We start from the raw sequence: 12,923 nt of genomic DNA, 5'->3' as shown, positions 1-12,923 counted from the left end.
CAAGGCTTGCTGTGTAAATAGTATAAATGTACTAAATAATTGCCAAAAGCGATCGCCTTCTTTGGGGAACTCGTCAACGCTGTTTATCGCGGTTCTCGGTTGACTCAAATACAAAACCCAACTCAAGTTGGAGGTATGCAGAAATTAGACGGGTGCGTAGGCGCAGAGTGGGAAAATCGCTTAAGCGATCGCGATTATCAAAGTGCCGAAAGACAAAGTGACGAAAGAGCGATTTTCCCCAAAATTTAACCTCACCACACAACCTTAGCGACGGTGGAACTCGACGACATCGCGTTTAATCGTGACATCGTAATTGCCAAAGAAGTCGTGTCCTAACAATCCCATATCTTGTTCTGGGCCAGCGATCGCAACTAGCACTTTGTTAGCGACAGCACCATCCACGGCAATCGATTGCACATAGCCGACGGGAAACTCGACTCCCACCGCACTCGCAGTATCTGCCTTGACAGTCTTCACCGGCACCACTCGCAATGCTGATGCCATCCGGCGGGTAATCATGGTGCCGCTAGCCCCAGTGTCTACAATCATCTCAAAAGTCTGCCCGCCATTAAAGGTTACATCAATGACGGGTGTACCACCGGCTCGACGTTTGATCCTAGCTTGAAAGACTCGTTTGTTCGCCTCATCGGTGCCGCAGAGACTCCCCAAGTCTATCGTTCTGCCCCCCGGTGCCACCATGAAGCAAGCCGCGTCCTGAGCCTTAGCCGCCTCTGACACCCCCGCTACGGCTGCGTAGGAAACCAGCCCAGTTAGAGAAACTACCACGGTTAGAAATCGTTTCATCTTGCTTTCCTGTCTCATTAATTGAGCGCCCCGCAGATTGATTATTGCTCAATTCGTTAATTTCTGACGGCTGCTGAATGGTGTTACAACTCTGGCTTATGGCAAGTGCTTTTGTCGAGGGCGATCGCCTGCGTGGGTCTTTCTAGGAGAGACGCGATGAATCGCGTCTCTCCTAATCGCTAGAGGATTGATTCTGTAACTCCGCCTCGCAGAGGGGTCTGAGGAGAGGTCTGCCGACTTGTATGTACACCGTAAGCTTTTGAAGCGGGTTCAAGAATCTCTCAACCTTGGCACCAGCCAGTACAACCTCTCGTTTTAGACAACCTCGCGCCTTAGAAAGTATTCTGAAGAAGTGTTTCACCGCGTCGATATATTTCACGAGCATAGTCAGTCCAAGCTCCTTGTCCCCAGTAACGAAAACAGCTTGTTTGAAGCAAAAGATTATTCATCAGTGCCTCTCGATAGCTAGATTGTTGGGTAACAGATTCCCCAGCAGAACTCTGGCTTGATTCTGCTTCCCCTTGGAGCAATCGGTCGATTTTATCGTGAAATAAAGCACTGAGTTTATTCATCGGAGTCAAGACATTTTCATATCCCTTGACCCAACTCAGGTGATTCGTCCAAGAAGCGCCATCCATGTGAAAGTTTGGATTAATCTGCTTCAATTCTGCAATCGCATTGGCAACCGCTTCTGGAGTACAATTTTCGGCGGTTACTCGCTCCCAAATTTGGTGTTGACCAATTGCTTGACAAGTTGGATAATCTTCAGGCGTGCAACCTGCGGCTTCTATGAGTTCCAAGTATTCTGTACCTGTCATTCCGACAACGCCTGTTTTTCCTCCGCCTTCATTTGCCATTTGATACCAGGCTTGGTTGAAAGCGCTAGGAAATTCATTCATCATCACGCCGCCATTTTCACCATCTCCAATCTGGGTAACAATGGGCGGTACCGAAACATTTCCTAACTGCTGCCGAGATAGGGTTTTAGCTTCGTAGTAAGGCTGCATTTGCGCCACTAATTTTGTATCGGAACCTTGAGTCTTAATTAGTGCCGTAATACTAATCGTTTCGCCATTAGAATTTCGCGCCACCAAGCGGTGAGGTAAATGCTTATAGGACAAAGATTGACCCGTTAGCGTTTCAACAGAATGTTCTTGAACCATTAACCAACGGTATCCACATTCTTTCAGCGCTTTTACAAATTCAAACAGGGTATCTGGGTGATTGGGAAGGTGCATTTCTGGAGGAGAAAATCCTTTCACTCGCACCAGTGCATCCCATCCAAAAATGGCTGCAAAATGATGTTGCCATGCTTGAATATGTAATTTGATATCGGGAATCGGGGTAGAAGGAACAACCGCATGACTCCACATTGTCCCCAGCCATTCTACATAAGGCTGGTAAGTGGGGTTACAGGTGATGCGCTTGAGATTTTCTAAGATGTCTCCTCGTCCCATTTGTCGCAGTCCCCAGAATAGATTCCCGGAGAAATCTAGCATGACGCGGGGATTGCAACCATTCGCAACCAATTCGGGAATAAAATCTGCCATACGGCTATAACAATAGGCAAATGGCCCTGCATTATGGTTGTCTCCTTCGTAGGGATGCTCAAACATATATTGCAGGTTGCTCTGGAGTTCGCCATTCGCCCCAGCGGGGATGGTAGGCTGGTGCATATGGAGCGCGATCGCAAATCCAGCCGTTACATCTTCTAACCGAATATTCGTAGTAGGTAAAAATACAGGGTTATCCTGGTTTACGACAGCACTAACTTCTTTTTCCCATCCGGAAATGTTAGGCAATCCATCAATTACTTCGGATAAAACGGGAAGCGTCGTTTTAGGAGATGAGGAAACCATTACAGATTGCTCTAATATTAGATGAATTTATTTAATTATTATATAAAGGATTAGTCAAATAATTATATTGTCTTTGGTACTGTAAATAGTCAAAAAGAAATTTCTTCAACCACTTACAGTACCAAAAACTATCCAAAAATCGCACTAAGATAAGGCGCGGTAAGGGAGTCGATGCTGAAAGCGATCGCTTTCAGATTGCTTTAACCTTTGGTTCGGCGAACATGATCGGAAATTCGCTGCTTGCGTTCCTCTGAGTTTCTAGGAGATGGCTTGATAAAATCCCCCGAACTCCGCGATAAATGTTCCATAATTCGCTTCTTGCGGTCATCTGCACTTGCCATAATTTACCTACTAAGTAAAAGTGTTATTGTGGGCTTTATTCTCTATTATTACTAATAATTTTTAAATCCGCATCCCGCTAAGGGGTTAAAAGTCTTATTACCCGTTTTTCATTTCAATGAATTTAATGTTAAAGCTTTTACTCAGTTTTGACCGACATCTTGTATCAACAAAATTACTCTAAGTAAAACGATAGGTTAAATTTATAAATTCAACCCCATTCAGGTGGAATAGAGCGATTATAGCAGTTGTCTTGCAGTTGTATTTTTTTTAGGAACCGCGAAGATGCAAAAAGCGCGCAGAAAGAGGAAGAAGAGAGTTCCAATATTTTATGAATGAATTAGGATTGCTATAGCCTATTTAAGATGCAAGCCGGATAAGAGCAACCTAATCCAACTCATTTAACAGATGACTCTAGCATCCGAATTGTATTCTGATTGGCATCAATTTCTACTTGCACGCCGACTGGCAGAGTAAATTTATCTTTAATGTGACCAATCTGCGAACCATACCAAGCTGGAATTCCTAAAGGTTGAATGTGTTCTCTCAATACTTGCGATAAAGTTAGGGAAGGTTGATTATCTTTGGGTTGACAATCGGTACATTGCCCAAAAATAAACCCAGAAATTTGCTCTAGAATACCGGCGAGTTTTAGCTGAGTCAGCATCCGGTCTATCCGGTAAGCTTCCTCCCCAATTTCTTCTACAAATAAGATACTTTGTTTCCAATCTGGGAGATAAGATGACCCCACCATTGCCGCCAGCACTGATAAGTTGCCTCCGGCTAATTTTCCCCTAGCCTTTCCAGGCGTAATTATTTCTGCTTTAAAGCTAGCATTCGGGGGATTTTGCATTGTGACAGCTTCCCCATTAAATAGAATGCGTTTAACATAATCTACTGTAAACGGATTCCAAGTGGATGTGCCCACGGGGCCATGAAAAGTGACAACGCCACTTTTGGCATAAATTGCTAACAGCAGCGAAGTAATATCGCTGTAACCAATGAGGATTTTGGGAGAAGCTTGGATGAGGGGATAATTCAAGAGTGGCAAAATCCGATTGCAACCCCAACCGCCACGCACAGCAACAATCGCTTTTACAGAAGCATCGGCAAACATGGCGTTTACATCAGATGCGCGATCGCGATCGCTTCCTGCCAAATAACCATAACGGTCGAGAAGATGCTTCCCTAATTTGACCTTTAACCCCAAACTTGCCAGGGTTTGCTGTACCTGTGCAATGTCTTGCTGGTCAATGGGACTAGCGGGATTAATTAATCCCACCGTATCGCCAACTTTGAGGCGGGGTGGTTTTAAGGCGGTTTTTAAAAATGGATTTGCGATCGCAATCTGCGGGAACTCAGTTGCGATCGCAGAAAGCGCAACGGTTTTAAGAAACTGGCGACGATTAATAATGAATGACAAATGACGATTAACAAATCACGACTGGCTATTGACAGTTTCCCACAGCGTCTTGAGAATCAGATAAGTAGAGGTGGCACCCGGATCTTGATGACCGGCGCTGCGATCGCCTAAATAACTCGCCCTGCCTTTCTTCGCTACCAAGGGAATCGTCTGTTTCATCCCTTCCTCAGCCGCAGCTACGGCTTGTTGTAAAGCTTCTGGGGTGCTTGCACCAGCCACGACAGCTTGCTCAAAAGTATCCGCAGCAGGTGATAGAGAATCCAGCATGGTCTTATCACCCAAATTCGCCTTACCCCGTTGCACAATACCTTCCACAAACGCTTGGAAAAGCGTCACCATCTCCTCATCGGTCAGTTCTGACTTGCCTGCGACTGCCGTACTAGCCCGTAGGAACATCGTGCCATACAACGGCCCGCTGGCACCCCCAACACTGGAAATGAGCGTCATGCTGACAGTTTTGAGGATGTTGCCAATATCCTTATCTGCCACAGTGGCTAGCTGAGTCGCCACTTTTTGAAAACCCCGGTTCATATTGATGCCGTGGTCAGCATCTCCAATTGCCGCGTCCAGTTCGGTTAGATAATCCTTATTTTGTTCTACAACTACTGCTACGGCTTGTAGCCATTGCAGGATTTGTTCTTTACTGACCATATTCAAAACTCTAAACTCAGACGCGATTTGTTGCGTCTCTACAACTCTAAACTCTTTTATATTCCCCACCTTAAAGCTGGTGTCTTCACGGGTGCATCCCAAAGTTGAATCATCTCATCATCTAACTTCAGCAGAGTGATGGAACATCCTTGCATATCCAAAGAGGTGATGTAAGGGCCAATTAAATTACGAACAATTTGAAGTTTTTTCTTTTCGCAGATTTCTGCTAGTTTTCGATAGACAATGTACAACTCAGAAAGGGGAGTGCCGCCCATACTGTTAACAAAGGCAAGAACGCGATCGCCACTTTCAAACGCAGGGTCAATGAGTTCCTGTTCCACCCATTCTCCCTTATCTGCATCCCACTCGCGCACTGTGCGGGTGTAATCTCTGTCTTCGATGATAGAAACCGCTAGCATCTCGGTAATTTCATCGGCTGACTTCAAGGACATTCGCTGTCGTCCCGGTTCTCCGTGAATGCCGATGCCGGATTCTATTTCATCATCCCCCAAACTAAAAGTCGGGCTACCTTTCGCGGGGACGGTACAAGAAGTCAGCGCCATACCCATGCTACGCCCGTTGAGATTAACTTGGCGACAGAGGTTGGCAACCTGCGTGAGATCGTAACCTTGTTGGGCAGCAGCACCGCAGATTTTTTCAGCGAGTACCGTCGCGCCGACACCCCGACGCCCTTGAGTATAAAGGCTATCTTTGACCGCGATATCATCATCGATCAAGATATTGAGTACCGAAATGCCCTCTGAGTGCGCCAGTTCTGCTGCCATCTCGAAGTTCATCACATCGCCGCTGTAATTCTTGACGATATTGAGGACACCCGCACCCCCCGTAACCATTTTGGCAGCTTCTAGCATCTGGTCAGGAGTAGGAGAAGTGAAGACTTCACCCGGACAAGCAGCATCCAGCATCCCCAAACCGACAAAACCGCCATGCATCGGTTCGTGTCCGCTACCCCCCCCGGAGATGAGGGCGACTTTGCCAGGAATGGGTGCCTCGACGCGATAGATAAAGTGGGGGTCAAAGTGGACTTTAATTAAATCGGGATGCGCTGCTGCCATTCCTTCCAGGCTTTCGCGCACTACATTATCGGAGTTGTTGATGAGTTTTTTCATATCGTCTTAATTTCGCTGGGAATTAATTTTTAAGTTAATTAAATTAGCTTTTGTTCAAGATTAGTCAGTCGGAGGATGCCAACCACTGACTGCCCAACGCCTCCTAGCGGCAATGATAACTGGGTTATTCATTCGCAGACGAACAATTGTAGCCCGACCAATCACTGTAAGACCTTCAACCCTTGTGCTGTCAGGACTCCAGGCAAAATGGTCAGACCATATTTGCGTGCGTGGGTTGAAAAAAGTCACAGTTTCGCCCGTCAAAGGATCTATCGCCTCGGTTGAGTCACCCTTAAATTCATTGCATGAACGGCAAGCTAAACAAATGTTCTCAAAGCTTGTCTCTCCACCTTTAGAGACAGGCTGAATATGATCGTGCGTCATGGGAATTCCACTATTGGCTTCACTGGTTAAGCAATAGCAACAACGCCCGCGATCGCTATCGGCGATTTGATTTCGTAAACTTTCCGGTATGTATGCAGACACGATATCTTAAGGGGTTGGCACGCGATGTCCCCGCCATCGGAGTAATACTGCTGCGTGAGCTTTTTTTAACATGAAAAGGTCAGCCTCGTGCCGCAGCGCCATTAGTTCTAAGCGTTCTCCCTCTATCAGCGTACCGCTAGAATTGCCCTCAAGCAGGGTATTATATCGTTCCATCTCTACTGCTGTTTTGCGGCTATTAACAATCTGCCATAGCGTCTTGTCATCAAGTTTATCCAAGGCAGCAATGTCAGCCTGAAACTCCTCTGGCACATCATCCCATTCCGGGGGGCTACCTATTTGTAAGGCATGAAGCATGACTTCTTCAACAGGGCGCTGCGTTGCATTAGCAGTATTAACTAAACGCTGATAGAGTATTTCTGGAATTTGAAGTGTAACAGTTTCAACTGCCATATCCAGCCTGGTGATGTTTTCTCAATGTTATGCCAGACTGCAACTTTGACTCACCAGGCAACTGCGGGGTTTGCCGTTGTTGAAATCTGGAATCCTTGTATGACTGGCAATTCAAGGATAATTTTCGCAAAGATATTGATAAATAATCGCAATAAGTCTAAAGTAATTTCTAGTTTCCTGGTTGAGCGCACCAAAGCGGCGGTTTCTCATCGTTCCGAGGCGCTTGACGTTACGACAGCATATTTAGGGTTGCTATAGCAATAAACACAAGGCAAAAGGCATCGATAGATTTGGCACCAATCCAGAAAATAGTAAAAAATCGGTTAATCGGGGAAATCTTAGGATTTATACAGCCACGACCCTCTCTGCTTGTCGGCTTAATTCTGAGCCTCCTGATTCTCCTAATTTGCCTGGTGGTCAGTATTGGCTATGGTGCAGCCGACATTTCTGCAAGCACCATTTATGCAGCGTTGACAGCGTTTGATGGGTCTGCGGATCACCTGATTATTCGGACGATTAGGCTACCGCGATCGCTCATCGCCATCCTGGTTGGTGCCGCAATGGCGATCGCGGGTGCGATTATGCAAGGCATCACCCGCAACCCCTTAGCTGACCCCGGAATCCTGGGAATCAACGCAGGTGCGGCAATGGCAGTGGTCATCGCCGTATTTGCTTTCGATACAACCGATCCGAGTTTTTATGCTTGGTATGCCTTTCTGGGTGCCGGTGCCGCTGCGATCGCTGTCTATTTCCTCGGTTCCTTGGGTCGTGGTGGACTCACCCCACTCAACCTCACCATCGCCGGTGCAGCGATTAGCACCTTCCTGTCTTCAGTGACAACCGGCATCCTGATTTTCAGCCAACGCACGCTTGATGAAATCCGCTTTTGGATGGCTGGATCGATTGCGGGTCGTGACTTCGCGATTGTCTGGCAAGTGCTGCCCTATATCACCCTCGGACTGATATTAGCCTTCGCTTTAGGTAAACAAATCACCACCTTGAATCTCGGTGAAGATATTGCCAAAGGCTTAGGTCAACGAACCGCATGGGTAAAAGTTGCCGCTGCTTTCAGTGTCATATTACTGGCAGGCAGTGCCGTTGCTGCCGTTGGCCCGATTGGATTTATTGGTTTAGTTGTCCCCCACGTTGTCCGCTTGTTGGTTGGCGTCGATTACCGCTGGATTATGCCGTATTCTGCGGTTTTTGGAGCCATTTTACTGTTAACAGCGGATATCGGAGCCAGATTGCTGATTAAACCCCAAGAACTTCCAGTCGGAGTCATGACTGCTTTCGTGGGTGCGCCCTTGTTCGTTTATCTTGCCCGCTTCAAGGTGAAAAAATGAACAACTGGTTGGTCGTTCGTTCTAAGGCGCTTCCGGTATCCTTCCGTATCGATCGGCGTATCCCTAGTATTCTGAGTATCCTGGTCTTCGTTACCCTGGCGGCGATGGTTGTCAGTGTTTCTTACGGGGAATATCCAATTCCCATCATCTCTGTCATCAAAACCTTACTCGGACTGGAAACCGGAAACCCTGACTATCCCTTCATTATCAATACACTGCGACTGCCTAGAACCTTAGTCGCGGCTCTTGTCGGAGTGGCATTGGCGGTTTCCGGTACGATCTTGCAAGGCATTACCCGCAATCCCCTAGCAGACCCAGGCATCATCGGGATTAACGCGGGTGCAAGTCTGGCGGCGGTTAGTCTGATTGTTTTGTTTCCCAGTGTCCCGATTGCAATCTTGCCGGTGTCTGCCTTTGGGGGAGCATTGGCTGTCGCTTTTCTGATTTACTTTTTGGCATGGGATCGGGGGAGTTCTCCGGTTCGCCTAATTTTGATTGGGGTCGGGATTGCCGCCGTGATTGGCGCTTTGACTAGCTTGATGGTGACATTCGGTGAGATTAATAGTGTGAGTCAGGCGTTAGTGTGGTTGGCGGGGAGTGTCTACGGTCGCAGTTGGGAGGAGGTATGGTCTGTTGCACCTTGGTTCGCGGTGTTGGTGCCCTTGGCTTTGGGGAAAGCGCGACAGCTGAATGCTTTAAATTTGGGCGATGATGTTGCCAAAGGGCTGGGTAGTTCGGTGGAATGGGAACGCGGCTGGTTACTCGCGATCGCTACCGCGTTGACGGGTGCGGCAGTGGCTACGGCTGGTACGATTAGCTTTGTTGGGTTAATGGCACCGCACATCGCACGTCAATTGGTGGGTTCAACTCATGAGGGGTTAATTCCTGTCTCGGCAACGATTGGGGCAATGATTGTAGTGGTTGCGGATTTGCTAGGGCGATCGCTATTTGCTCCGACTGAGCTTCCCTGTGGTGTAATTACAGCCGCGATTGGCGCTCCTTACTTTATCTATCTGTTGGTGCAAAACCGCAAACGATGAACCCAAAGATGAACCGACTCTCCACCCGCAGGCTCACCTTGGCTTATGAAGGTGTGCCAATTATCAAAAACCTTGACTTGGCGATTCCCGAAGGGAAAATAACCGCTTTAGTGGGTGCCAACGGTTGCGGTAAGTCTACACTGCTGCGGGGTTTAGCGAGATTGCTCAAGCCACGGAACGGGACGGTTTATCTGGATGCGGCTGATTTATTCAAGTTATCTACGAAAGAGGTTGCCAAGCAACTGGGAATTCTTCCCCAAGGGCCAGTGGCACCAGAAGGGTTAACCGTGCGAGATTTAGTAGCACTGGGGCGTTATCCTTATCAGAACTGGTTGCAGCAGTGGTCAAAAGAAGATGAGCGGTTGGTCGCGTTAGCCTTGGCGACGACTGGGATGACCGAATTGGCAGAGCGATCGCTAGATACTCTTTCGGGTGGACAGCGACAACGCGCTTGGATTGCAATGGCGCTAGCTCAGGATACAGAGATTTTACTCTTAGATGAACCCACAACTTTCTTAGACTTGGCGCACCAAATTGAGGTGTTGGATTTGCTTTTGGAGTTGAACCAGACGCAAGGACGAACGCTGGTAATGGTGTTGCACGATTTAAACCAAGCTTGTCGCTATGCAGATTACCTAGTAGCGGTGAAGGAAGGGTGCGTTTATGCCCACGGAACCCCGATGCAGGTGATGACCGAAGAAATGGTGCGCCAAGTATTTGGGCTGGGTTGTCGCATCGTGGAAGATCCCGTAGCCGGAACACCGATGTGTATTCCGCTGGGGCGGAAGCTGAAGATAAGCCAAGAGGCTGCCTTAAAGGGCGATCGCTTCACTGGAAACTGAGGGCATAGAAACAAGTCGCGATCGCCCTTGGCGCAAGCGAAGCTATCACGCTTTCACTTCCGCGTGCAACTGCGCCACAACACATTAAACTTTTGCAGTTAACGAGAATAATTTTCAACTATTCGTTAGGAAAATGATGATAAAATTTTTCATCAAGTATTTGCAAATCGCCCGCAGCAAATCGCCAACAGGCTGGAAGTCTGGGGCTGCACAAACAAAGCCTGCTGACCCAGGCTGAATTGAGTCCGCGTAGGCGGACTTGGTTGAATAGAAGTGAAGCAACTTCTGCTCCCTTCTAATCACACTTGTTAATACAAAAATAAAATTTGGAGCCGTATTTTTTGGTTTTTCAATTATCAATTTGCCAAAGACATAATGTTAAATTTTCTATCAGGGTGGGGTTTTATTAAAGAGCGTTTGCGTTCTCTTGATAAGTTGCAAAAAAGTAGTAGACGCTACGCAATCAGAGGTTTCCAAATAAAATTTTTCCGGATTTTCCCATTAATATTAGGTTTCATCTTTACTCTATTTTTGGGGAGCCAGAGTCTAAGCTTACCAGCAGCCTCGACTGAAATTCTCTGGGATACCTACGGCGTACCGCATATCTACGGCAAGGATGCAGGAAGCGCATTTCGCGCCTTTGGTTGGGCGCAGATGCAAAGTCATGGCAACCTGCTGTTGCGCCTCTACGGTCAGGCACGGGGACGAAGTGCCGAATACTGGGGAGAGGAGTACCTAGAATCAGATCAATGGGTACAAACGATGGGAATTCCCGAACGTGCCAGCGAGTGGTATAAAGCGCAAAGTCCGGCTTTTCGCAGTTATATAGATGCCTTTGCCGCAGGAATCAATGCCTATGCCAAGGAACATCCCGAACTGATTGATGATGAAGTGAAGGCGGTGCTGCCAGTCCAGCCAGTAGATATCCTGGCGCACGAACAGCGGGTGATGAATTTTACATTTATTGTAAATCCGCAGATTGTTCAAAGCCTTGCCGATAACAAATCAATGGGTTCTAATGCGTGGGCGATCGCGCCCACGCATTCTGCAAGCGGGAACGCGATGCTACTGGCAAACCCGCACCTGCCTTGGTCAGATTTATTTGTCTGGTATGAAGCCCAGATTACCGCACCAGGAATCGATGCTTACGGGGCGACACTGGTTGGACTTCCCGTACTCGCGATCGCATTCAACAATAATCTCGGCTGGACTCACACAGTCAATACCCATGACGGTTGGGACGCTTACGAACTGGAACTAAAAGACGGCGGCTATCGCTTCGACGGTAAGGTTCAAGCCTTTGAGACAGAAAAGAAAATCTTGAAGGTGAAGCAGGATGATGGCACACTGCGCTCAGAATCACTGGTCGTACAACGTTCCCTGCACGGCCCTGTTGTCGCAGGCAAGGAGGGAAAAGCCGTGGCATTGCGGGTTGTGGGGCTTGAGCAACCCGGAGCGTTGGAGCAGTGGTACTCGATGGCGCGTGCCACTAAACTGCCTGAATTTGAGGCTGCCCTGAAGCGCTTGCAGATTCCGATGTTTACCGTGATGTATGCAGACCGGGAGGGACATATCATGCACCTATTTAACGGTCAGGTGCCAATTCGCACATCTGGAAACTTTGAAGACTGGGAAGGCATTATCCCTGGCGACACCTCTAAAACCTTGTGGACGAAAACTCATCCCTACCGCGATTTACCCCGTGTAATTGACCCACCTAGCGGCTGGTTGCAAAATACCAACGATCCACCGTGGACAACGACTTTCCCAGTAGCGTTAAATCCAGCAGATTTCCCATCTTACATGGCACCGCATTTCATGCACTTTCGAGCGCAACGCTCTGCAAGGATGCTGGATGAGGATAAACAAATTTCTTTTGAGGAAATGATTCAGTACAAGCACTCGACACGCATGGAACTGGCAGATCGTTTCCTGGATGATCTAATTCCCGCTGCACGGCAGTATGGAGATAAATTAGCGCGTCGAGCCGCTGATGTGCTGCAAGCTTGGGATCGAAATGCGGATGCAGATAGTCGGGGTGGCGTACTCTTTTACCTTTGGGCGGAAGAGATGGAATTCGATAATGCATTTACTACCCCCTGGAACGAGAATTCCCCGCGCATCACACCCGACGGCTTGGCAGATCCTCAAAGCGCAGTTAAGGTGCTTTCTACCGCAGCAGCAAAGGTAGAGGCAGCTTATAAAGCCATAGATGTACCTTGGGGCGAAGTTTTCCGGCTGCGGTCTAATGGTGTGGATCTGCCTGCCAATGGTGGTTCGGGAGACCTTGGTATCTTCCGCGTTGTCAATTATGCCCCGACGAAAGATGGGCGCTTTCAAGCGGTTGAGGGCGATTCTTACATCGCTGCGGTCGAGTTTTCTAACCCAGTTAAGGCGATGGCACTGATCGGCTACGGTAATGCAACTCAACCGCGATCGCCCCATCTTAGCGATCAGTTACCGCTAGCCGCCCGAAAACAGTTGCGTCCGGTATGGCGATCGCGTCAGGATATCGTTGCTCATTTGGATGAGCGCAAGGTATTCTGAGGCGCATTCATGAAAATAAAGCCCCTAGCACTGATGCTAGGGGCTTTG

13 protein-coding genes are annotated in these 12,923 nt (G+C 48.1%); 5 read left to right on the top strand and 8 right to left on the bottom strand.

Features of this window, described 5'->3' with window-relative positions:
- The first annotated feature begins 39 nt into the window (after positions 1-39).
- Positions 40-249: a hypothetical protein gene (locus tag NDI33_RS17585; RefSeq protein ID WP_190415774.1), complete on the top strand. Its 210-nt coding sequence runs from the start codon at positions 40-42 to the stop codon at positions 247-249.
- Positions 250-264: 15 nt separating this feature from the next.
- On the opposite strand, the gene NDI33_RS17580 is transcribed toward NDI33_RS17585, so the two are convergent.
- The 8 genes from NDI33_RS17580 to NDI33_RS17545 all read right to left on the bottom strand — a co-directional run bounded on the left by NDI33_RS17580 (position 265) and on the right by NDI33_RS17545 (position 7,103).
- Complete coding sequence (locus tag NDI33_RS17580; RefSeq protein ID WP_190677471.1) at positions 265-804, bottom strand: retropepsin-like aspartic protease; 540 nt, start codon at positions 802-804, stop codon at positions 265-267.
- A gap of 332 nt (positions 805-1,136) precedes the next feature.
- On the bottom strand, positions 1,137-2,663 hold the full coding sequence (locus NDI33_RS17575; RefSeq protein WP_190677469.1) for a glycosyl hydrolase family 57: 1,527 nt from the start codon (positions 2,661-2,663) through the stop codon (positions 1,137-1,139).
- 200 nt (positions 2,664-2,863) lie between these two features.
- A complete protein-coding gene (locus NDI33_RS17570; RefSeq protein WP_190415779.1) occupies positions 2,864-3,004 on the bottom strand; it encodes a hypothetical protein in 141 nt (46 codons plus the stop codon).
- Positions 3,005-3,399: 395 nt separating this feature from the next.
- Entirely contained in the window at positions 3,400-4,425 is a 1,026-nt protein-coding gene (locus NDI33_RS17565) for an LD-carboxypeptidase (protein WP_190677467.1), read from the bottom strand.
- Positions 4,426-4,440: 15 nt separating this feature from the next.
- Entirely contained in the window at positions 4,441-5,076 is a 636-nt protein-coding gene (gene dhaL, locus NDI33_RS17560) for a dihydroxyacetone kinase subunit DhaL (RefSeq protein ID WP_190677465.1), read from the bottom strand.
- Positions 5,077-5,132: 56 nt separating this feature from the next.
- A complete protein-coding gene (dhaK, locus tag NDI33_RS17555) occupies positions 5,133-6,206 on the bottom strand; it encodes a dihydroxyacetone kinase subunit DhaK (RefSeq protein WP_190677463.1) in 1,074 nt (357 codons plus the stop codon).
- Between the two features lie 60 nt (positions 6,207-6,266).
- A complete protein-coding gene (locus NDI33_RS17550; RefSeq protein WP_190531333.1) occupies positions 6,267-6,692 on the bottom strand; it encodes an HNH endonuclease in 426 nt (141 codons plus the stop codon).
- 6 nt (positions 6,693-6,698) lie between these two features.
- Positions 6,699-7,103, bottom strand: a complete 405-nt coding sequence (locus NDI33_RS17545) for a hypothetical protein (RefSeq protein ID WP_190428129.1) — start codon at positions 7,101-7,103, stop codon at positions 6,699-6,701.
- 347 nt (positions 7,104-7,450) lie between these two features.
- Between NDI33_RS17545 and NDI33_RS17540 the strand changes: the two genes are divergently transcribed.
- The 4 genes from NDI33_RS17540 (at position 7,451) to NDI33_RS17525 (ending at position 12,875) form a co-directional block, all read left to right on the top strand.
- A complete protein-coding gene (locus NDI33_RS17540) occupies positions 7,451-8,446 on the top strand; it encodes an iron ABC transporter permease (protein WP_347275929.1) in 996 nt (331 codons plus the stop codon).
- Entirely contained in the window at positions 8,443-9,486 is a 1,044-nt protein-coding gene (locus tag NDI33_RS17535; RefSeq protein ID WP_190677459.1) for an iron ABC transporter permease, read from the top strand. The genes NDI33_RS17540 and NDI33_RS17535 overlap by 4 nt, the downstream gene beginning before the upstream one ends.
- Positions 9,487-9,494: 8 nt before the next feature.
- The gene (locus NDI33_RS17530; RefSeq protein WP_190415802.1) at positions 9,495-10,328 is read left to right on the top strand and encodes an ABC transporter ATP-binding protein; all 834 of its coding nucleotides are present in this window, start codon (positions 9,495-9,497) and stop codon (positions 10,326-10,328) included.
- A gap of 375 nt (positions 10,329-10,703) precedes the next feature.
- Positions 10,704-12,875, top strand: a complete 2,172-nt coding sequence (locus tag NDI33_RS17525) for an acylase (protein ID WP_190677457.1) — start codon at positions 10,704-10,706, stop codon at positions 12,873-12,875.
- Positions 12,876-12,923 lie beyond the last annotated feature (48 nt).

This window comes from Trichocoleus sp. DQ-A1 (assembly GCF_039961955.1).
Classification (GTDB): Bacteria; Cyanobacteriota; Cyanobacteriia; order Cyanobacteriales; family FACHB-T130; genus FACHB-T130.
Note: the sequence above shows the minus strand (reverse complement) of the source record. Positions and strands in the feature narration are given on the sequence as shown.

Bases quoted from the DNA above. Each gene is read 5' to 3' on its own strand.
- NDI33_RS17580 (WP_190677471.1), bottom strand. From the start codon at position 804: ATGAAACGATTTCTAACCGTGGTAGTTTCTCTAACTGGGCTGGTTTCC.
- NDI33_RS17575 (WP_190677469.1), bottom strand. From the start codon at position 2,663: ATGGTTTCCTCATCTCCTAAAACGACGCTTCCCGTTTTATCCGAAGTA.
- NDI33_RS17570 (WP_190415779.1), bottom strand. From the start codon at position 3,004: ATGGCAAGTGCAGATGACCGCAAGAAGCGAATTATGGAACATTTATCG.
- dhaL (WP_190677465.1), bottom strand. From the start codon at position 5,076: ATGGTCAGTAAAGAACAAATCCTGCAATGGCTACAAGCCGTAGCAGTA.
- dhaK (WP_190677463.1), bottom strand. From the start codon at position 6,206: ATGAAAAAACTCATCAACAACTCCGATAATGTAGTGCGCGAAAGCCTG.
- NDI33_RS17545 (WP_190428129.1), bottom strand. From the start codon at position 7,103: ATGGCAGTTGAAACTGTTACACTTCAAATTCCAGAAATACTCTATCAG.
- NDI33_RS17535 (WP_190677459.1), top strand. From the start codon at position 8,443: ATGAACAACTGGTTGGTCGTTCGTTCTAAGGCGCTTCCGGTATCCTTC.
- NDI33_RS17530 (WP_190415802.1), top strand. From the start codon at position 9,495: ATGAACCGACTCTCCACCCGCAGGCTCACCTTGGCTTATGAAGGTGTG.
- NDI33_RS17525 (WP_190677457.1), top strand. From the start codon at position 10,704: ATGTTAAATTTTCTATCAGGGTGGGGTTTTATTAAAGAGCGTTTGCGT.